This is a genomic window from Pseudomonas sp. RtIB026 (assembly GCF_016861355.2).
Taxonomy (GTDB): Bacteria; Pseudomonadota; Gammaproteobacteria; order Pseudomonadales; family Pseudomonadaceae; genus Aquipseudomonas; species Aquipseudomonas peradeniyensis.
This window is the reverse complement of the sequence record NZ_AP023348.2, coordinates 5220188-5238369: the sequence shown is the minus strand read 5'-3', so window position 1 is coordinate 5238369 and position 18182 is coordinate 5220188. Positions and strand designations below refer to the sequence as shown.

Genomic DNA, 18182 nt, shown 5'->3' with positions numbered 1-18182 from the left:
CGTGTCAGCTGTACAGGGCATTTTGCGTTCAGCTGACCCGCAAGGCTTCCCGGGCTCGCTGGGTGGTGTGCATCGGCTGGGGCTTGGCCCAGTTTTCCGGCAGGTTGATGAAGTCCACCAGTTCGCGCAGACGGCCCTGGTCGCGCCCGTTGAAGGCGAAGGTCAGGCGTGTCAGGTGGCTGAAGTTGCCTTCCTCGTGTTCGGCGCCACTGTCCGCTTGCTGGTGGTACCTACCGCTCAGGCGCAGGTCGGCGAAGCCTTCCTCCACATCATGCAGGGCTGCCTCGCTCAAGGGGTGGTGCATGCGGATCACGAACTGGTTCTTCAACCAGCGGCTGGAGTGGTAGTTGCTGTAGAACTGGTTGATCTCCTCGACCGCTTCGTCGGCATTGTGCACCAGGCGCACCAGCTTGAGGTCGCTGGGCAGGATGTAGCGGTTCTCTTCTAGCTGGCGACTGATGAAGGCCAGGGCGTCCTGCCAGAAGCTGCCGCCGGGTGAGTCGAGCAGCACCACCGGTACCAGCGGGCTCTTGCCGGTCTGGATCAGCGTCAGCACCTCCAGCGCCTCGTCGAGGGTGCCAAAACCACCAGGGCAGAGCACCAGCGCGTCGGCCTCTTTGACGAAGAACAGCTTGCGGATGAAGAAAAAGTGGAACGGCAGCAGCTTGTCGGTGCCATTGACCGTGGCATTGGCGTGCTGTTCGAACGGCAAAGTGATGTTGAAACCCAGGCTGTGATCGCTACCGGCGCCTTCGTGTGCGGCGGCCATGATGCCGCCGCCGGCGCCGGTGATGACCATCAGGTCCGAACGTGCCAGCGTCGCACCCAACTCCCGGGCCAACGCGTACATGGGGTGTTCCAGTGGTGTGCGTGCCGAGCCGAACACGGTGACCTTGCGCCGCCCCTTGTAGCGCTCGAGGGTACGGAACGAGTGGTCAAGCTCGCGCAGGGCCTGCAGGGTGATCTTGGCGTTCCAGCGGTTGCGGTCGTCGTGGGCCATGCGCAGCACAGTCAGCAGCATGTCGCGATACAACGGCAGGTTGGGGCTGTTCGGCGCGACCAGTTGCAGTTGCTCATCGATCTTGCTCAGGTCGATGCCGTTGTCCCTGAAATGGTTGAACAGCAGCTCGTTCGATTGGTAAGGCATTCAACGTCTCCTTCTGCAGCAAAACCTCTGACCGGGTCGATGGCGTGTCCCGGCCGCGACACTGCGTGTGTCGCTGGCTGCTGTGGCTCGAGTGTGCCCCCCGAGCGTTGCAGTGGGCCTTCAAGGCCATGTTGCAGTGGCAATTCCATCGCGTTGTCGTTGTTATGGGTACTCGATATCAATCTAGACCCTGGCGCGGTTTCGTGCCGCCACAGGCGCGCGCTACCGCCGGTCAGACGGGATACAGGAATGACCGGGCTTTGGTTAACTGGGGGCAGAAGGGCAAGGCAGCGAGGTGGCGGTATGCACCGGCTGGAGATCGAAGTGGATGGGCAACTGTTGCAGTTGCTCGAGCACGAGGCCAAGGTTCATCACCTGAGCCTGGAAGGGGAGTGCCTGCGCCGCCTGCAGGGGGCCGAGGCGCATTCGCGTTACCTGCAGGCCCTGCTGGCCGAATTGCGCGCCGATGATGAGCAGCGGCGCGCCAGAAACAGCGATCAGTTGGCCTGAATCACTTCTTCTTGTTGCCGGCCGCGCAGCTGGCTGCGTCGAAGGCCTGGTCCATGACCGGCTGGTTGGTCTTGTAGACAGTGAAGCGGTAGACCATCACGGCGCCCTTGGACATCAGCTGGCGGTAGCCGTTATTACGGCACACGCTGTCGCCCAGCTGGCTGCGGACCTGCGCGGGATTGCCCTGCATGCGCTGGGCATGCTCCTGGCGTACGCTCAGGTGATTGACCAGTGCCTTGCCTTCGACGGTGTAGCCCTGGTCGAGAATGTCTTCGTTGATGGCCCGCGGGGTACCGACGCTGCTTTCCTTGGCGACCTTCTGCAGCATCTGGTTCAGCTCGTACTCCTGCTTGGACGCGGCCTGGGCGGCCAGCGGCAGGGCGAGCAGCAGGCTCAGGGTCGGGACGATAAGACGCAGCATGGATCTCTCCTGGTTCGATGACTGGCGCTTTGACCAGCGCCGGCGGGCGGCGTTCCATGAAACCGCAGGGTTTCCAGGCCGCCAGAAACTACGATTATAAAGGAGCGGCGTCGTTGGCTGCACGGCAAATGACGTGGGCTCTGGTAGACTGGGCACCTTGTTTTCATCGAGTTGTCGCCGTGCCCCTCCCACTTCCCTGCCAAGGCCTGCTGCCATGAGCCACGCGGTAGCGCGCCTGCGCGCCGAGCGCCTCGCGCGCAGCATCAAACCCTTTGTCGCCCGAGGCTCGCGCGCCGAGCGCTGCCCGGATTGCCGGGTGATCGCCACGCACTGCCTGTGCGCCTGGAAACCCCGGGTGCCGGCCGAGTCCGGCATGTGCCTGCTGATGCACGACACCGAGCCGTTGAAACCGACCAACACCGGCTGGCTGATCGCCGATGTGATCGAGGACACCTCGGCCTTCGGCTGGCTGCGCACCTCGGTGGACGAGGGGCTGCTGGCGCTGCTGGACGACCCTCGCTGGCAGCCCTACATCGTCTTTCCGGGCGAGTTCGTCAAGGAGGAGCGCGTGGTCAGCGAAGTCGCGCGCGAGCCGGGCAAGCGCCCGTTGTTCATCCTGCTCGACGCCACCTGGACCGAAGCGCGCAAGATGTTCCGCAAGAGTCCCTACCTCGATCGCTTTCCGGTGCTGAGCCTGCAACCCGAGCAGATGTCGCGCTACCGCCTGCGCCGCTCCAAGCGTGATGACCACTTCTGCACCGCCGAAGTGGCCGCCATGTGCCTGGAACTGGCCGGTGACGGGCAGGCCTCGCAGGCTCTGGACGCCTACCTGGACGTCTTCAGCCTGCACTACCTGAGCGGCAAGCGGCGCCTGCCGCTGGACGAGCAGGATGAGGTCCACCAGCGTTTGCATACCTTCCTATAGTCCAAGGGGCAGGCGCGACGGTTTGGTTCATACTGTCGGGGCTGGCAGCCGGGGTAGGCGGGTTCGACCGGGCAATTGGCTTGACCACCCGGGGCGTGCTCGGCATCCTTGGCGCCGCTTCGGGCACGACGAAGCTGCTGTTACCCCGGACTTCGCCGTGCCATCCCGGCCGGCGGCCCTGCCGTTCGCGCCATGAGTTGCCCGCCAGGCGTCTCCCGTATCCCCTGCGCCTGGCACAGAACAGGATCCATAGATCGATGGCCACATACGAAATCCTGATTGCCGATGACCACCCGCTGTTTCGCAGCGCACTGCGCCAGGCCGTTACCCTCGGCCTGGGCCCGGACGTGCGCCTGGTCGAGGTGGCGAGCATCGCCGAACTGGAAACCAGCCTCACCGAGAAAGCCGACTGGGACCTGGTCCTGCTGGACCTGAACATGCCCGGCGCCTACGGTTTCTCTGGTTTGGTCCTGCTGCGCGGCCAGTACCCGCAGATCCCGGTGGTGATGGTTTCGGCCCAGGAGGAGGCGGCCGTCGTGGTCAAGTCCCGCGAATTCGGCGCCAGCGGCTTCATTCCCAAGTCCAGCGAGCTGAGCAAGATCCAGGAAGCAGTGCGCAACGTGCTCGACGGCGATGTCTGGTGGCCGCCGCAGGCGTTCGACAAGGTTGATGTGTCGGCCGAGGCCAAGGCCGCCAGCGAAGGCCTGGCCAGCCTCACCCCGCAGCAGTTCCGCGTGCTGACCATGGTCTGCGAAGGACTGCTGAACAAGCAGATCGCCTATGAACTGAGTGTTTCCGAGGCGACCATCAAGGCCCACGTGACGGCGATCTTCCGCAAGCTGGGGGTGCGCACGCGAACCCAGGCGGCGCTGCTGCTGCAACAACTTGAATCGGTTTCGGCCAGCTAAGTACCCGTGCATTCACGCTTTTTTGACTCCGACTGGACTAGTGTCCTGTCTCGGAAATAGGCTGTTCACTTTTGGCGGCGTCTTGGGCGCCCGGCCGGCGTTGCCACTCCTCGCCATAGCCCTGCTATGACTCGTCGCGGCGCCTTGGCCGGACACCCAAGCCACTCGCCAAAAGAGAACGTATTTCCGAGACAGGGCACTAGCCTGCCGACCTTATCTCCGGTGAAGTGACGGACACACATGTCGCCATTCAAAGGCCAGACCGGCCTCAAACGTATCGTCAACGCCGCCGGCTATTCGCTGGACGGCCTGCGCACCGCCTTCAAGGGCGAGGCCGCCTTCCGCCAGCTGGTGCTGCTCAACGTGCTGCTGGTGCCGCTGGCCTTCTGGCTGCCGGTCAGCCGCGCTGAGCGGGCGATCCTCATTGCCGTGTGCCTGCTGGGGCTGATCGTCGAGTTGCTCAATTCGGCGGTGGAGGCGGCCATCGACCGCATCTCGCTCGACCGCCACCCGCTGTCGAAGAACGCCAAGGATATGGGCAGCGCCGCGCAGCTGGTGGCCATGAGCATGGTCGCGGTGGTCTGGGGCGTGATCCTGCTCGGTTGAGCGCTCAGGCGATCGGCGGCAGCACGATCTCGTCGCTGCGCCGCACGCCGGCGGTGAAGCTGCGGCACAGCTCGAGGAACTCGCGCATGGCCGAGGTCTGGTACTTCTGCTTGTGCCAGATGAAGTAGAACTGCCGCGCCAGATCCAGGGCCGGAGTTTCCACCGGCACCAGGCTGCCGCGGCGGAAGGCATCGCGCAGGGCCAGGCGTGAGATGCAGCCGATGCCCAGGCCCGACTCCACGGCGCGCTTGATCGCTTCGGTGTGTTCCAGCTCCAGACGGATATTCAGGTTGGCGCGGTGATGGCGCATGGCCTGGTCGAAGGTCAGGCGCGTGCCCGAGCCCTGCTCGCGCAGGATCCAGGCTTCATGGGACAACTGCTCGATACCGGCATGACCGACCTTGGCCAGGGGATGCTGGGGCGCGCAGAACACCACCAGTTCATCCTCCACCCAGGGTTGCACCTCGAGATCGGGGTGGTTGCAGTCGCCTTCGATTAGACCCAGGTCAATTTCATAGTGGGCGACCTGTTGCACGATATGCGCAGTGTTCTGCACGTGCAGCTTGACCTGGCTTTCCGGGTGCACCTGCATGAAGCTGCCGATCAGCAGGGTGGCCAGGTAGTTGCCGATGGTCAGCGTGGCGCCGACGGCCAGCGAGCCGAAGCCCGACTTGCCGTTGAGCAGGTCTTCGATTTCCTTGGCCTGGTCGAGCAGGGCCACGGCCTGGGGCAGCAACTGGTGGCCCAGAGCGTTGAGGCTCAGGCGCTTGCCGGCACGGTCGAACAGCTGGCAGCTGGACTGGCGCTCCAGTTCGGTGATCGATGTACTTGCCGCAGATTGCGACAAGGCGAGGACGCCGGCGGCCCGCGACACGCTCTGGTGCTGGGCGACGGCGACGAATACCTGGAGCTGACGGAGTGTGAATCGCATATCTATATAACCGATAACACATATCTTGATAATTCAGTTAACAGATATTGTCGCTGCCCCTAAACTATCGCGCAACTGCGCGTCTTGCGCGCGCCGCGTTTTCCTTCAGGAGCCCCATCGATGAGCAACATGAACCACGAACGTGTCCTCAGTGTGCACCACTGGAATGACACCCTGTTCAGCTTCAAGTGCACCCGCGACCCGGGCCTGCGCTTCGAGAACGGTCAGTTCGTGATGATCGGCCTGCAGCAGGACAGCGGCCGTCCGCTCATGCGCGCCTACTCCATCGCCTCGCCGAACTGGGAAGAGCACCTGGAGTTCTTCAGCATCAAGGTGCCGGACGGCCCGCTGACCTCGCAGTTGCAGCACCTGAAGGAAGGCGACGAGATCATCATCAGCAAGAAGCCTACCGGTACCCTGGTGCTCGACGACCTGAACCCGGGCAAGCACCTGTACCTGCTGAGCACCGGCACCGGCCTGGCGCCGTTCATGAGCGTCATCCAGGACCCGGAGACCTACGAGCGCTTCGAGAAAGTGATCCTGGTTCACGGCGTGCGCTACGTCAACGAAGTGGCCTACCGCGAGTTCATTACCGAGCACCTGCCGCAGAACGAGTTCTTCGGTGAGTCCGTACGTGACAAGCTGATCTACTACCCGACCGTGACCCGCGAGCCGTTCGAGAACCAGGGCCGCCTGACCGACCTGATGCGCAGCGGCAAGCTGTTCAGCGACATCGGCCTGCCACCGATCAACCCGCAGGACGACCGCGCGATGATCTGCGGCAGCCCGAGCATGCTCGACGAGACCAGCGAAGTGCTGGACAGCTTCGGCCTGAAGATCTCCGCGCGCATGCGCGAGCCGGGTGACTACCTGATCGAGCGTGCGTTCGTCGAGAAGTAAGGCGAATCGTAGTAACGAAAAACGCAGACCTGAGTCTGCGTTTTTTTATGCCTGCAGGATCGAGATTGCCAGTGCCGGCCTCTTCGCGGGTAAACCCGCTCCCACAGAGTTTGCGAAGCCTGTGGGAGCGGGTTTACCCGCGAAGAGGCCTGGCCTGAAAACGAAAGAGCTTCAGCTTTCCCGCACCACTTCCAGCACCCGGATCCGATCCGGTTGCGGGTAGTGCCACCTGACTTGCACATCCCAGAACTTTACCCCGTAGACCCGCTCCGCAGGCGGTACCTGGTAGGCCGGTCGCGGGTCCTGCGCAAGACACTGTTCGATCAGCTCCACCAGTGGCTGATCCAGGCGCAGTGCATGGTCGCGGGCTTGGGGCAGGGCGCTTTCGCTCCATTCGACGGCAATCGCCTCTGGTGCATCATTGGCCATCAGGTTGCTCGCGCCGGCAATGCTGTCCGCATAGGGCACATAAGGCTTGATATCCAGCACCGGGGTGCCGTCCAGCAGGTCGATCCCCGACAGCAGCAGACGCCCCGGCTCGACGCCTTCCAGGCGCACCACCGACTGACCGATGCCATTGGGCCGGTGGGTGGCCCGGGTGGCGAACACTCCCATGCTCTTGTTGCCGCCCAGGCGCGGTGGACGCACTTTCAGGCGTGGCTTGTCTTCCAGTGCCTGGTGGAACAGGAACAGCAGCCACACATGGCTGACCTGCTCCAGCCCTTCGACGGCATCGCCCTGGTCAAAGGGCGGCAGCAGCTCCAGCACGCCACGGGCGGCCGGCGCCAGCTGGGGCTGGCGCGGGATGGCGAACTTCTCCTTGAAACAGGAGCGGACAATGCCGACCGGCGAGACGGTATGCTGCATCCTGGCTCAGCCGCGCACGCGAAGGGTCAGGCCCTTGAGGAAGTTGCGCAGCAACTGGTCGCCGCAGGGGCGGTAGTTGTCGTGGCCGACCTTGCGGAACAATGCGCTGAGCTCAGGTTTGGACACCGGGAAGTTGACTGACTTGAGCACCGCGTGCAGGTCGTCTTCCTTCAGCTCGAAGGCCACCCGCAGCTTCTTGAGCACGGTGTTGTTGGTCACCGGCACTTCGATCGGCTGCGCTGGACGGCTGTCGTCACGGCCGCGACGGTGGATTACCAGGCCGTCGAGGAAGTGCGCCATGACCTTCTCCGGGCAGAGCACGAAGCCGGGTTCCTCTTCCTTCTTGACGTAGCCGGCGATGGCCTCGACCGAAACCTCCAGGCCCGAGAGCTTGATGATCTCGGCCAGCTTCTGGTCGTTGGCCTTGAGCATGTAGCGCAGGCTGCGCAGTACATCGTTGTGGTTCATTGCAGCGAATCCTGTTCTGTTGCCGTGTCAGTCATTGCGCGGCGGTAATGCTAGGCTCTGTACGAAATGTATCTGCACTCGCCCATACTGCGTTGAAACGGGGCTCGGAATGCTCATGTACTCCAGTACACTCCGCTTCCTCCCCCCGTTTCGCCTTGTCTGGCCTTCGCGCAGACACATTTCGTACCGACCCTAGAAACGTTCGGTGGCGGCCACATAGCGCCACTGGCCCAGCGGCAGCTTGCCCATCGACACGCCACCCAGGCGAATGCGGCGCATCGCCAGGACCTTGAGGCCGGCGGTCTCGCACAGTTGTTCGATCAACCCGGGCTGCGGGTTCTTCAGGACCATGCGCAGGTGTTGCTCGTTCTGCCAGCTGGCCTTGGCCTTCGGCAGTTCGACGCCCTTGCGCTCGACACCGCGGGCCAGGCGCTCGAGAGCCCCCGGCTTGGCCTGGCCGCTGACCTGGACAATGTATTCCTGCTCCATGCGGCGCAGGTCGGCGTCGAGCTTGCGGGTCACCCTCCAGTCCTGGGTGAACAGCTGCAGGCCGCTGGCGCCGGGCAGTAGCGGAGCGACACAGGCCTGGCGGACGAAGTGCCCGTGCAGCGCGCGCACGCCTTCGCGGTGCGCTTCACTGAGGCTGGCCATGCTCATGCCCGCCTGGGCGCTGGCGGTGTCCTGCCCAAGCGGCTGGTTGAGCAGCAGGGTCACTGGCTCCAGCGCTTCGGCGCGAGCACCCGGGAGCAGTTCGACGCGTTGCCCGGCGATCTTGAACTGCGGCTGCTCGACCACCTCGCCATCGACCGTGACCCAGCCTCCTTCAATGTACAGTTCGGCCTCTCGGCGAGAGCAGCCAAGCTGTTCGATGAGGTGTTTGGAAAGACGAATGGGTTCGGACATGGACACGGGCATCACGCGGCAGGGAAAGCTTTCATTGTACCTGCCTGCGCGGGGCAGCGGCTGCAAATCGATGTCATTTCCGCCATTTCGGAGCGGGGTGGTGGTTTCCTTGGCTTGCGTCCTAGGACGTTGTACGAACAAGCCTCATGTGCAGTAGGGGATAGGGCTGTCCCAGGCCGTCGGTTTCCGAGCGCCCGTACACCTCGAAGCCTTCGTGCAGATAGAAGCCCAGGGCCTGCGGGTTCTGTTCGTTGACGTCCAGGCGTTCGGCATTGAGCTCGCTTACCGCATGCCGCAGCAGGCGCTGGCCGATACCCTGGCCACGGTACTGCGGCGCGACGAAGAGCATGTCGACACGGCCGCTGGCCACGCCGGCGAAGCCGAGGATGCGTCGCCTGGCATCCTTGCAGCAGACCAGCATCACCGCGTCGAGGTACTTGTGCAGCACATGCTCGCGCAGCAGCACGATGTAGCCGTCGGGCAGGAAGTCGTGGGTGGCGCGCACCGACGCCTCCCACACCCGCACCAGTTCGGGGTAGTCGCTCAGGTGGGGCGTTTGCAGCGTGACGGTGGGCGACATCCTGTGATCCTCGGGGTCATTGAGGAAAACATAGATGTAAAAGGCTGCCCCGCCAGTGGGCTAATGCCAGTCAGTTAGCGCTTCATCGCACTTATTGGGGCTGCTTTGCAGCCCTTCGCGGGTAAACCCGCTCCCACAGGATCGCGCAAACGCTGAATCGAGCGCTGTACTTGTGGGAGCGGGTTTACCCGCGAAGGGTCGCGCAGTGACCCCTATTGGCTTAACTGACTGGCATTAGCCAGTAGGCGGGGTATCTTCAGGCGAGCATCGATCAGAGGGGCTCGGCCCACATGTCGTACTCGTCGGCATCGACGATGCGGCAGCGGACCTTGTCGCCCGGCTTGAAGCCGTGGTCGCCGTCGATGAACACGCTGCCGTCGATTTCCGGCGCGTCGAAGAAACTGCGGCCGACCGAGCCCTGCTCCTCGACTTCGTCGATCAGCACCTCGATCTCCTTGCCGATACGCTGCTGCAGGCGCGCGGCGCTGATCGCCTGCTGGTGCGCCATGAAGCGATCCCAGCGCTCCTGCTTGACGTCGTCCGGCACTTCATCGAGGCCCAGGTCGTTGGCCGGGGCGCCTTCGACCGGCGAGTACTGGAAGCAGCCGACGCGGTCGAGCTGGGCTTCGCTCAGCCAGTCGAGCAGGTACTGGAAGTCCTCTTCGGTCTCGCCGGGGAAGCCGACGATGAAGGTCGAGCGGATCACCAGCTCAGGGCACTGCTCGCGCCAGCTCTTGATGCGCGCCAGGGTGCGGTCTTCGAAGGCCGGGCGCTTCATCGCCTTGAGCACCTTGGGGCTGGCGTGCTGGAACGGGATGTCCAGGTACGGCAGGATCTTGCCGGCGGCCATCAGCGGAATCACGTCGTCGACGTTCGGGTACGGATAGACATAGTGCAGACGCACCCAGGCACCCAGGCTGCTCAGGGCCTCGCACAGCTCGAGCATGCGGGTCTTGACCGGGCGGCCGTTCCAGAAGTCGGTCTTGTACTTGACGTCGACGCCGTAGGCGCTGGTGTCCTGGGAGATCACCAGGATCTCCTTGACGCCGGCCTTGACCAGACGCTCGGCCTCGCTCAGCACTTCACCGACCGGGCGGCTGACCAGCTTGCCGCGCATCGACGGGATGATGCAGAAGCTGCAGCTGTGGTTGCAGCCTTCGGAAATCTTCAAGTAGGCGTAGTGGCGCGGGGTCAGCTTGATGCCCTGGGGCGGTACCAGGTCGATCAACGGGTTGTGATCCTGGCGTGGCGGTACCACCTCGTGCACGGCGTTGACCACCTGCTCGTACTGCTGGGGGCCGCTGACCGACAACACACTCGGGTGTACGTCGCGGATATTGCCTTCCTCGACACCCATGCAGCCGGTGACGATGACCTTGCCGTTCTCCTTGATCGCCTCGCCGATCACTTCCAGCGACTCGGCCTTGGCGCTGTCGATGAAGCCGCAGGTGTTGACCACCACCACGTCGGCGCCATCGTAGGTAGGCACGACTTCATAGCCTTCCATGCGCAGCTGGGTCAGGATGCGCTCGGAATCGACCAGGGCCTTTGGGCAACCCAGGGAAACGAAGCCGACCTTTGGGGTGGCGGGAGTGGTGGACATGGCTAACCTCGGTATTGAATACAGGTCGCCCGGCTGGAAACGGGGGCGATCCTGGCGGACGCTTTTGGCGCCTCTGATCAAAAAGTGCGCAATTCTAGCGAGCACAAGGTCGCTTTACCAGTAGAAAAGCGACGAACGCTGCGGCGCCGGGAGGGAAATCCCGATCTCGTGCGGCACGGTTACGGTGAGGTGCTCAATCCTGGGGGCCGTTGGCCAGCCGGGGCGTGACCTTGACGCCGCACCAGCGCTCGACGATGTCCTGGAGCTTGGCAAACCGGATGGGTTTGCTCGTGACCCCATCCATGCCTGCATCGATGCAGCGTTGCGCATGTTCGCTTCCGGTGGAGGCGGAGATTGCGATGATGGGGCAGGCAGGCAAGCCGTTTTCCGCTTCGTAGGCGCGCAATGCCCGCGCCAGCTGGTAGCCATCGGCACCGGGCAGGTCGCAGTCCATCAGCACCAGGTCATGGCGGCCGAGGTGGAACTCACGCAAGGCCTGCTCACTGTCACCTGCAACGACAACGTCACATCCCAGCCTTTGCAGCTGGCTCTGAAGCACGTACTGGTTCGCGGGAATGTCCTCTACCAGCAGGACTGCCAGGCGCACCTCGTTTCCGGGATTCGCGACCATTCTGCCCGGCTCGCTGGTCAACGCTGGGGTGTGGATGTCGACAGGCAGCTCCAGGGTGACGGCCGTTCCCTGGCCCGGCGCGCTGCGCAGGTTGATGGTGCCTCCCATGCTGGAGACCAGTTCCCGGCAAATCAGCAAGCCCAGGCCTGTGCCTGTCGACGGTGTTCTGGAACCATGCGCGGCTTGGGCATAGGGTTGAAACAGGGTTTGTTGGGCACGTTCCGTGATTCCGACGCCGGTATCGATCACGCTGATCTGCAGCAGGCCCCAGTTTGCGCAAGCCCCATCACGTGAAAAATCAACCTGGATGTCGACATGGCCACTGTCGGTGAATTTGAGCGCATTGGAGATCAGGTTGTGCAGGATCTGATTGATCCTCGTTGCGTCCAGCATCAACCTGGTGCAGGTTTGCGGTACCTTCAGCATCAGGTCGACTCCTTTCTCCGCTGCCGTCAATTCATGAAGGGCAAGTACTTCGCGCGCCAAGGCCGGGACGTCTGTCGGCTCAGGTTCCAGGACGAACTTCCCGGCCTCGAGCTTGGACAAATCGAGCACATTGTCGAGCAGGCGCAACAGGGCACCGCCGCAGCTGTTCGCCAGCCCGACAAGGTGCCGTTGCCGTTCATCCAGTGGGGTGTCCTGGAGCAGCTCCAGCGAGGCCAGCACCGCGTTCATCGGTGAGCGTATCTCATGGCTCATCACCGAAAGAAACATCGCCTTCTCCCGTTCGCTCTTCAAGGCGCGCAGGTAGTCGCGACGGGTGGTGTAGACCAGGTACCCCAGCATGAGGAGTGTCGCCAGAATCAACGCGCCCTGGATGCCATAATGCTGGATCAGGACCCTGACCGGCGGCGCGCCGAGGTCGATGGAGTTGATCCAGGAGCGGCGCATCTGGGCTGTCTGTCGAGCGTGAAGGGAGTGCAGCGATTTTTCCAGGATAGCGTGCAGGACGGGCCGCTTGTCACTGACCGCCATGGCGATTTCCACGGTCATTTTCGGCATGGAGCCAGAGAGTCGCAGCATGCCTTCGTAGCGCCGCTGATAATAGGGCAGGATGAACACGTCAGAACCCACTGCGGCATCCGCCTTGCCCTGCGCTACCAGCTCAAGGGCAGCCTGGGCACTGCGCCTGAAAATCAGCTTGGCGGTAGGCACTTGCTGCTGCACCTGCTGGGTAAATGGCCCATCTTTTGGCATCACGACGGTCTTGCCGGCCAAGTGCTCCCATTCCCGGATGATCCGTTCCTTGGCGCGAGTGACCACCAGCGTCACCCCGGTTTGATAGGGGCTGGTGAACAACATCCCTGGGGTCTTGGTGAAAAGTTCGGAATTGCGGGGAATCATGGACAACATGTCCACGGTGCCATCCTGCAACCAGGCAATGCGCGTCTGAGTATCCGGTGCCGGCTTGAAGCTGAACTTCAGCCCCGTACGACGCGAGATTTCCGTCAGAAACTCGATGGAAAGGCCATGCAGGTCACCGTGATCGATGTATTCGATGGGCCTGGTGTCCTGCATCACACCCACGGCCACGACTGGGTGCGCGACGATCCAGGCACGCTCTTCATCGGTCAGGTCCAGGTCCAGGGACTGAGTGACTTCTGGCGGTTGCGACGAGGCGAGTATGCCTGTCGTAAACAGTGCGCAGAAAAGCGTGGTCGAGAGGCTGACCAGCCAGCTGCGCAGTGTGGGCCGCAAACAAATCGAGCCAGCCAAACTGCGTAGGGTCATTGATGCTTTAACGGGCCAGTACATGAGGGGGTCATCCGTCGAGCATCATCGAGGATGACACCTGCCGATTGAACGCCTGGGTCAAGGCTTCAAGCAGCCGATTCGCCTCGTCGATGTCCATGTTGTCCTGTGCGCTCGCCAGTGTCTCGAGGTCGGCGCAGTACTGTTCCAGAGGCATCAAGCCAAGGGTGATGCTCGCTCCGCGCAGTCGATGGGCGAAATGACGAGTTTCTCGAGCATCTCTTTTTTCAACGGCTGCATGCAACGCCCGCAAGTCTTCCAGCAAAGATTCGCGTACGAAATCCGAGGTAATGGAGGGCGCCTGCGCGATGCCACAGGGGTGTTCGTCATCCTGTTCGATCAACGTCGTCACGCACCAGGTTTCTATGGTGTCCTGCAGTTTCGCAAGCCCGATGGGTTTGCTGATAACGCCGTCCATGCCCGCGTCCAGGCAGCGAAAGGTATGTTCGCTGCCGCTGGTCGCCGAGATCGCGATGATCGGGCAGGGGGCAAGGCCATGCTCGATTTCATGGGCGCGGAACTCTCGCGTCAGCTGGTAGCCGTCCTTGTCGGGCAGGTCGCAATCCATCAGCACGAGATCGTAGCTGGCGTTCAGGAACGCCTGCCACGCTTGCAGGCCATCGCCCGCCAAGTGCGTATCGCAGCCCAGACTGCTCAATTGCTCCTTGATCACGTACTGGTTGGCCGGTGTGTCTTCCACCAGCAATATGGATAAACGTGGGCCACCTGGTTGAAGCTTGGGCACTTCCTTTTGTCGTGTGGCAGCCGGTGCCTCGTCAGTCGCCTTCGTCACAGGCAGCGACAAGGTCACTGTCGTGCCGATACCCAGGGTGCTGCGCAAGGTGATGTCGCCGTGCATATGCGTCACCAGTCCTCGGCAGATCAGCAAGCCCAGTCCTGTACCGCGTACACCCTTTCTCGCGGACTCAGACACTTGTGAATAGGGTTGGAACAGGGCGCCTTGCGCTTCATCGGCGATACCGATGCCGGTATCCGCCACCGCGATCTCCAATATGCCGTCGACTGCGGACGTCTTGCCCGGCAGCAATCCAACCGTCACGGAAACGCTACCTTCGGGGGTGAACTTGATGGCGTTGCTCAGTAGATTGTGCAGGATCTGGCGCATGCGTATCGGATCCAGCATCAACCGGCCGCAGTCGGCGACCGTGGCGGACAATCCGAGGCCCTTGGCCTGTGCCTGTGGCAGATAGAGATCGATCATCTCTGCGATCAAGGCCGAGATATCGGTCGGCTGGCAATCCAGGGTGAACTTCCCCGATTCCAGCTTGGACATGTCCAGCACGTCATTGACCAGGCGCAGCAGCGTGTTGGAGCCGTCATAGGACAGCGTGGTGAGGCGCTGTTGTGCTTCATTCAAGGGCGTTCGCTGCAGCAATTCCACCGAGGCGAGGACGGCGTTCATGGGCGATCGGATTTCATGGCTCATCACCGCGAGAAACATGGCCTTTTCCCGCTCACTCCTGACTGCCCGCCGGTGTGCGCGGCGTGAGCTGTACGCCAGCAAGGCCAGCAACAGCAGCGTTGTTCCCAGCAGCAGGCCATGCGTGGTGAAGTACCGAACCAGGACCTTCAGCGAAGGCGAGCCGAATTGCGCATCGGTCAGCCAGCCCTGATTCATCTTGTGGGCCTCATCGGCAGTGATGCTCTGGAGTGCTTTCTGGACGATCGCGTACAACATCGGTTGTCTGGCCGAAACCGCCATCGACAACTCTGCGGTTGCCGAGCTGATCACACCACAGATCTGCAGGGTTCCCTCATAGCGACTGGTCACGTAGGGACGATAGAAACCGTCCAGGCCAACAGCCGCGTCTGCTTTTCCCGACGCCACCAGGTCGAGAGTGTTCTGTGCGCTGTCTCCATAAAGGATGCGAATGTTCGGCACCTTCTCCCGCAACACCCGCTCGATCAGGTTGTACTGAGACATGGCAACGGTCTTGCCGTCCAGCTCGGCCAACTCGTCCATGAAGGACGCGCCGTCGGGGCTGATGATGACGGTCGTGTTGAGGTAGTACGGCAAGGTGAAGAGTATCCCGCGCGCGTCGGACAGCGGACCGATATTGCGGATCGCCATTGGATAAAGATCGACAGTCCCATCCTGTAGCCAGCCGGACTCGGAGAGCATGTTGTCCTTGGCCTGCTTTATCACGAACTTGAGACCGGTCAATCGTGCGACAGCCCTCAGATACTCTCCGGCCAGTCCTTTTACCTTGCCATCCTCGACGAATTCGAATGGTCGCAGATCCGACCTGACACCGACCGCGACGACCGGGTTGGCGGTGATCCAGGCGCGTTCCTGCTCGGTCAGCTCCAGTGGCCCGGCTGCGTGGGCGAGGTGAGCAATACCCGCCAAGCCCAAGCCAAGGCACAACGAACCGAGCCGACGCATCCAGCCAGGCAGGGTGGTCATAACGAATCGATGAGGTTCCGGATCTTGAACAGGCCGTTGTTCGATGTGACGCCGAGCTTGCGGAAGGCAGCGGCTTTCTGGCTACTGATGGTCTTCAGGCTTCGATTGAACTTCAGCGCGATTTGCGTCACGGTCATGCCATCCAGGAAGCAGCGGATGACCTCACGTTCCCGCGCCGATAAGGCGCTGCCTTGGCCAGCCCTCCCGGTAGCGTCATCCGGCGCTGTCTGCAAATGTGCCGTGGCGTCGGAAACGCGAAACATCATTTCGGACTCCAGATAGACCGCTCCACGGTCGACGACCCGTATGGCCCGCGCAACCTCTGCGATATCCTGCGTTTTCGACACGAAACCCCTCGCGCCGGCGCGAAGGGTCAACGCCACCGTGGCCGGATCGCCGTGGGCGGAGAGGACGACGATACGCGAGTCCGGAAATTTGACCCGCAACGCGCGAATCAGAGAAACGCCATCGATCTCGTCGGGGCCCAGTGCGTAGTCGATCAGCAAGATATCCGCAGGCTTGCTGGCAAGGCCCGCGACCATCGCCTTGCCGCTGCCGTATACCCCGACAATGTCGAAGCCGCCCTCGGCATGCAGGTGTGCCACCAGACCGTTACGAACGACCGCATGGTCATCCAGGATCGCCACGCTGATGGAATGAACATGATTGCTAACCATGGTGTTGGCACTCACATGTAAACGATGGCATTCCAAGGAAACAGGGAAATCGTTCTGGCACTCGGATCATAGTTACTACCTGCTTACATTCAAATCAATTTTGTTCAGAAATGCGAGGGTGGTCATGACACCCGGCTGGCGCAGGCCAGTCGAACGATCCGGTCATTGGCCGAGGGGTGCTTTTTCGTCGATGGGCTGGTGAACGCTTCGATTCCGTTTATGTTGAGTTCGAAACGTAGGGCGTAGCAGGCGATCTGATAAGACTTCGCTAGAACTGGACTCTATAGAGGGTGTATCCCTGACGGAATAGGAGTGCTCCTAAAGGCGTGGGCGGTCGCTGGGAGCATCCCCGATATCCTGTGTCTGCCCCATACCAAGTGGATCCATTGTGCTGCCTGGTGTGCCAACCCTGCCGGTGATGCGCTGTCGGATGTTCAGGACTTTTCGTCCCAATCCGATTTCTCTGCTCTGGGGACTTTTCTAGAGTCCGGGCCTCAGCGTTCATCTTGGAAAGTCGTGTTGAAAACTATAGAGATGGAAAATAGCCCGGTTGCGGATTTGAAGTTGCTACGTCTCGCACTGATGGAAAGTCACCCTGGCCGCGATCGCAGTGTAGTGGGCACCTTGAGTGCCTTGGGTATCGAGCACCTGCAGCGGGTCAGCACGTTGGTCGAGATGGAATGCCTGCTCAGGCGCGAAGCCGTGGATATCGTGGTGTGTAACATTCAGCCCGGAAACGATGCCGGATTCATGTTGCCCAGCCTGTTGCAAACGCTTAACAGGGAGCGTAACGGCATCGCCATCGCGCGAATACTGTGGATGGGGGAGGCACTGACAGATACACCTGCTCTGCCTCTTCATGCCGCTTCGCAACGCTATGAGCCGCTTGTCGACGGCGCCGGGCTGACAAGCATCGGGGGCATTCCCCTGAGTGCGTTGGAATCCCACGCGCGATTGGCACGACGAGCCGGCATCATCGTGGATATTGCGCGGAGCAACGATGCGATGGGCGTTGCCGAGGCACTCCGTGCGCTCATGTATGCGCAGGCACACCTGCTCGAGGCCCCCGTGCCTCAGGACGAGCTCCCGCTGGAAGATGACTTGATTGCCGCAGTGACGGGCAGCCAGGGTCTACGCATTGTCTTGCAGCCGCAGTTCGACTTGTGCAGCCGCAAGATAGTGGGGGCGGAGGCGCTGGTCCGCTGGGTTCATGCCGTGCACGGCAATATTTCGCCCACGGTGTTCATTCCGATGGTCAATCGATTGGATCTGAACCTCATGTTGTTCAGCTTCGTGAAAAAGAGGGTGATCGATACCCTGGTCGAGTTGACCCGTCGAGACATACATATACCCATCGCCGTCAATGCCTCGGTGAGAACGGTCTGTACCAAAGGGCTGACTCGCCTGCTGGCCGAGAAGATGGAGGCGGCCGGCCTGCCAACCAACCTGTTGAAAATCGAACTGACCGAGGAACTGCCGGTAGACGATCCCCTGCTGTTGTCTGCCTCTCTGAACGCGCTGCGGGCGCAAGGCTTTCAGACGTCCCTGGACGACTTCGGCTCCGGTTCAGCGACCATGAACCTGCTGGCGACTATGCCGTTCGACGAAGTGAAGATCGACGGCTCCTTCGTGCGGGAAATTGATCAGAAATCACCCTCACGCGGTGTAATTGCCACGGTTGCGGCGCTGGCCAGCCTTCTCAACATGAGTCTGGTGGCTGAAGGCATAGAAGATGAAACCAGCATCGCGACATTGCGCCGGCTGGGATGCGAGAAAGGACAGGGCTATGCGTTGTCGGTGCCCTTGGAGGTCGAGCACTTCCTTGATCTTTGTGTGATGGCTGGCACCGCAGGCGCGAAGGGCGAGTAAGCTGACGTGGCCGTCTCTTGCGAGTGCGCGTGGTCGGGCACTGATCGATTGGCGGC

17 protein-coding genes are annotated in these 18182 nt (G+C 62.0%); 6 read left to right on the top strand and 11 right to left on the bottom strand.

The features are described from left to right. Nucleotides 1–28: 28 nt before the first annotated feature. Complete coding sequence (locus tag PRtIB026_RS23400) at nt 29–1147, bottom strand: LOG family protein (protein ID WP_203651206.1); 1119 nt, start codon at nt 1145–1147, stop codon at nt 29–31. 303 nt (nt 1148–1450) lie between these two features. Between PRtIB026_RS23400 and PRtIB026_RS23395 the strand changes: the two genes are divergently transcribed. Then, a complete protein-coding gene (locus PRtIB026_RS23395; protein WP_203651207.1) occupies nt 1451–1657 on the top strand; it encodes a hypothetical protein in 207 nt (68 codons plus the stop codon). Between the two features lies 1 nt (nt 1658). Here the strand turns inward: PRtIB026_RS23395 and PRtIB026_RS23390 are convergent, their stop codons facing one another. Continuing rightward, a complete protein-coding gene (locus PRtIB026_RS23390) occupies nt 1659–2078 on the bottom strand; it encodes a quorum-sensing-regulated virulence factor family protein (protein WP_110738441.1) in 420 nt (139 codons plus the stop codon). Between the two features lie 214 nt (nt 2079–2292). Here PRtIB026_RS23390 and PRtIB026_RS23385 point away from each other — a divergent pair, with 214 nt between their 5' ends. The 3 genes from PRtIB026_RS23385 to PRtIB026_RS23375 all read left to right on the top strand — a co-directional run bounded on the left by PRtIB026_RS23385 (nt 2293) and on the right by PRtIB026_RS23375 (nt 4517). After that, nucleotides 2293–3003, top strand: a complete 711-nt coding sequence (locus PRtIB026_RS23385) for a tRNA-uridine aminocarboxypropyltransferase (protein ID WP_050704454.1) — start codon at nt 2293–2295, stop codon at nt 3001–3003. A 257-nt stretch (nt 3004–3260) separates the two neighbouring features. Continuing rightward, entirely contained in the window at nt 3261–3911 is a 651-nt protein-coding gene (gene erdR / locus PRtIB026_RS23380) for a response regulator transcription factor ErdR (RefSeq protein WP_203651208.1), read from the top strand. A 240-nt stretch (nt 3912–4151) separates the two neighbouring features. After that, nucleotides 4152–4517: a diacylglycerol kinase gene (locus tag PRtIB026_RS23375; protein WP_198744388.1), complete on the top strand. Its 366-nt coding sequence runs from the start codon at nt 4152–4154 to the stop codon at nt 4515–4517. A 4-nt stretch (nt 4518–4521) separates the two neighbouring features. On the opposite strand, the gene finR is transcribed toward PRtIB026_RS23375, so the two are convergent. Beyond that, nucleotides 4522–5448 (bottom strand): LysR family transcriptional regulator FinR, encoded by a 927-nt coding sequence (gene finR, locus PRtIB026_RS23370; RefSeq protein ID WP_110738445.1) that lies wholly within the window; start codon nt 5446–5448, stop codon nt 4522–4524. Between the two features lie 120 nt (nt 5449–5568). On the opposite strand from finR, the gene fpr reads away from it, so the two are divergent. Continuing rightward, nucleotides 5569–6348, top strand: a complete 780-nt coding sequence (gene fpr / locus PRtIB026_RS23365; protein ID WP_046856781.1) for a ferredoxin-NADP reductase — start codon at nt 5569–5571, stop codon at nt 6346–6348. A 171-nt stretch (nt 6349–6519) separates the two neighbouring features. Here the strand turns inward: fpr and tsaA are convergent, their stop codons facing one another. The 8 genes from tsaA to PRtIB026_RS23325 form a co-directional block, all read right to left on the bottom strand. Next, nucleotides 6520–7215, bottom strand: a complete 696-nt coding sequence (gene tsaA / locus PRtIB026_RS23360) for a tRNA (N6-threonylcarbamoyladenosine(37)-N6)-methyltransferase TrmO (protein WP_110738447.1) — start codon at nt 7213–7215, stop codon at nt 6520–6522. Between the two features lie 6 nt (nt 7216–7221). Further along, entirely contained in the window at nt 7222–7683 is a 462-nt protein-coding gene (locus PRtIB026_RS23355; protein WP_203651209.1) for a DUF1456 family protein, read from the bottom strand. 192 nt (nt 7684–7875) lie between these two features. Next, nucleotides 7876–8586 carry an rRNA pseudouridine synthase gene (locus PRtIB026_RS23350; RefSeq protein ID WP_203651210.1) on the bottom strand — a complete coding sequence of 237 codons (711 nt, stop codon included), beginning with the start codon at nt 8584–8586 and terminating at the stop codon, nt 7876–7878. Nucleotides 8587–8707: 121 nt separating this feature from the next. Beyond that, nucleotides 8708–9166 carry a GNAT family N-acetyltransferase gene (locus PRtIB026_RS23345; RefSeq protein WP_203651213.1) on the bottom strand — a complete coding sequence of 153 codons (459 nt, stop codon included), beginning with the start codon at nt 9164–9166 and terminating at the stop codon, nt 8708–8710. Nucleotides 9167–9437: 271 nt separating this feature from the next. Next, on the bottom strand, nt 9438–10769 hold the full coding sequence (gene rimO / locus PRtIB026_RS23340; protein ID WP_203651219.1) for a 30S ribosomal protein S12 methylthiotransferase RimO: 1332 nt from the start codon (nt 10767–10769) through the stop codon (nt 9438–9440). A 193-nt stretch (nt 10770–10962) separates the two neighbouring features. After that, the gene (locus PRtIB026_RS23335) at nt 10963–13155 is read right to left on the bottom strand and encodes an ATP-binding protein (protein ID WP_203651220.1); all 2193 of its coding nucleotides are present in this window, start codon (nt 13153–13155) and stop codon (nt 10963–10965) included. 7 nt (nt 13156–13162) lie between these two features. Next, on the bottom strand, nt 13163–15580 hold the full coding sequence (locus PRtIB026_RS23330; RefSeq protein ID WP_203651221.1) for an ATP-binding protein: 2418 nt from the start codon (nt 15578–15580) through the stop codon (nt 13163–13165). After that, complete coding sequence (locus tag PRtIB026_RS23325; RefSeq protein ID WP_244670966.1) at nt 15577–16272, bottom strand: response regulator transcription factor; 696 nt, start codon at nt 16270–16272, stop codon at nt 15577–15579. Before PRtIB026_RS23325 ends, PRtIB026_RS23330 begins: the two co-directional genes overlap by 4 nt. A 504-nt stretch (nt 16273–16776) precedes the next feature. On the opposite strand from PRtIB026_RS23325, the gene PRtIB026_RS23320 reads away from it, so the two are divergent. Beyond that, entirely contained in the window at nt 16777–18126 is a 1350-nt protein-coding gene (locus tag PRtIB026_RS23320) for an EAL domain-containing protein (RefSeq protein ID WP_203651223.1), read from the top strand. Nucleotides 18127–18182: the final 56 nt, after the last annotated feature.

Excerpts from the sequence above, each read along its gene's own strand:
- PRtIB026_RS23345 (WP_203651213.1), bottom strand. The coding sequence starts at position 9,166 with ATGTCGCCCACCGTCACGCTGCAAACGCCCCACCTGAGCGACTACCCC.
- rimO (WP_203651219.1), bottom strand. The coding sequence starts at position 10,769 with ATGTCCACCACTCCCGCCACCCCAAAGGTCGGCTTCGTTTCCCTGGGT.
- PRtIB026_RS23375 (WP_198744388.1), top strand. The coding sequence starts at position 4,152 with ATGTCGCCATTCAAAGGCCAGACCGGCCTCAAACGTATCGTCAACGCC.
- fpr (WP_046856781.1), top strand. The coding sequence starts at position 5,569 with ATGAGCAACATGAACCACGAACGTGTCCTCAGTGTGCACCACTGGAAT.
- finR (WP_110738445.1), bottom strand. The coding sequence starts at position 5,448 with ATGCGATTCACACTCCGTCAGCTCCAGGTATTCGTCGCCGTCGCCCAG.
- PRtIB026_RS23330 (WP_203651221.1), bottom strand. The coding sequence starts at position 15,580 with ATGACCACCCTGCCTGGCTGGATGCGTCGGCTCGGTTCGTTGTGCCTT.
- PRtIB026_RS23395 (WP_203651207.1), top strand. The coding sequence starts at position 1,451 with ATGCACCGGCTGGAGATCGAAGTGGATGGGCAACTGTTGCAGTTGCTC.
- PRtIB026_RS23385 (WP_050704454.1), top strand. The coding sequence starts at position 2,293 with ATGAGCCACGCGGTAGCGCGCCTGCGCGCCGAGCGCCTCGCGCGCAGC.
- tsaA (WP_110738447.1), bottom strand. The coding sequence starts at position 7,215 with ATGCAGCATACCGTCTCGCCGGTCGGCATTGTCCGCTCCTGTTTCAAG.
- PRtIB026_RS23400 (WP_203651206.1), bottom strand. The coding sequence starts at position 1,147 with ATGCCTTACCAATCGAACGAGCTGCTGTTCAACCATTTCAGGGACAAC.
- PRtIB026_RS23350 (WP_203651210.1), bottom strand. The coding sequence starts at position 8,586 with ATGTCCGAACCCATTCGTCTTTCCAAACACCTCATCGAACAGCTTGGC.
- PRtIB026_RS23335 (WP_203651220.1), bottom strand. The coding sequence starts at position 13,155 with ATGTACTGGCCCGTTAAAGCATCAATGACCCTACGCAGTTTGGCTGGC.
- erdR (WP_203651208.1), top strand. The coding sequence starts at position 3,261 with ATGGCCACATACGAAATCCTGATTGCCGATGACCACCCGCTGTTTCGC.
- PRtIB026_RS23355 (WP_203651209.1), bottom strand. The coding sequence starts at position 7,683 with ATGAACCACAACGATGTACTGCGCAGCCTGCGCTACATGCTCAAGGCC.
- PRtIB026_RS23390 (WP_110738441.1), bottom strand. The coding sequence starts at position 2,078 with ATGCTGCGTCTTATCGTCCCGACCCTGAGCCTGCTGCTCGCCCTGCCG.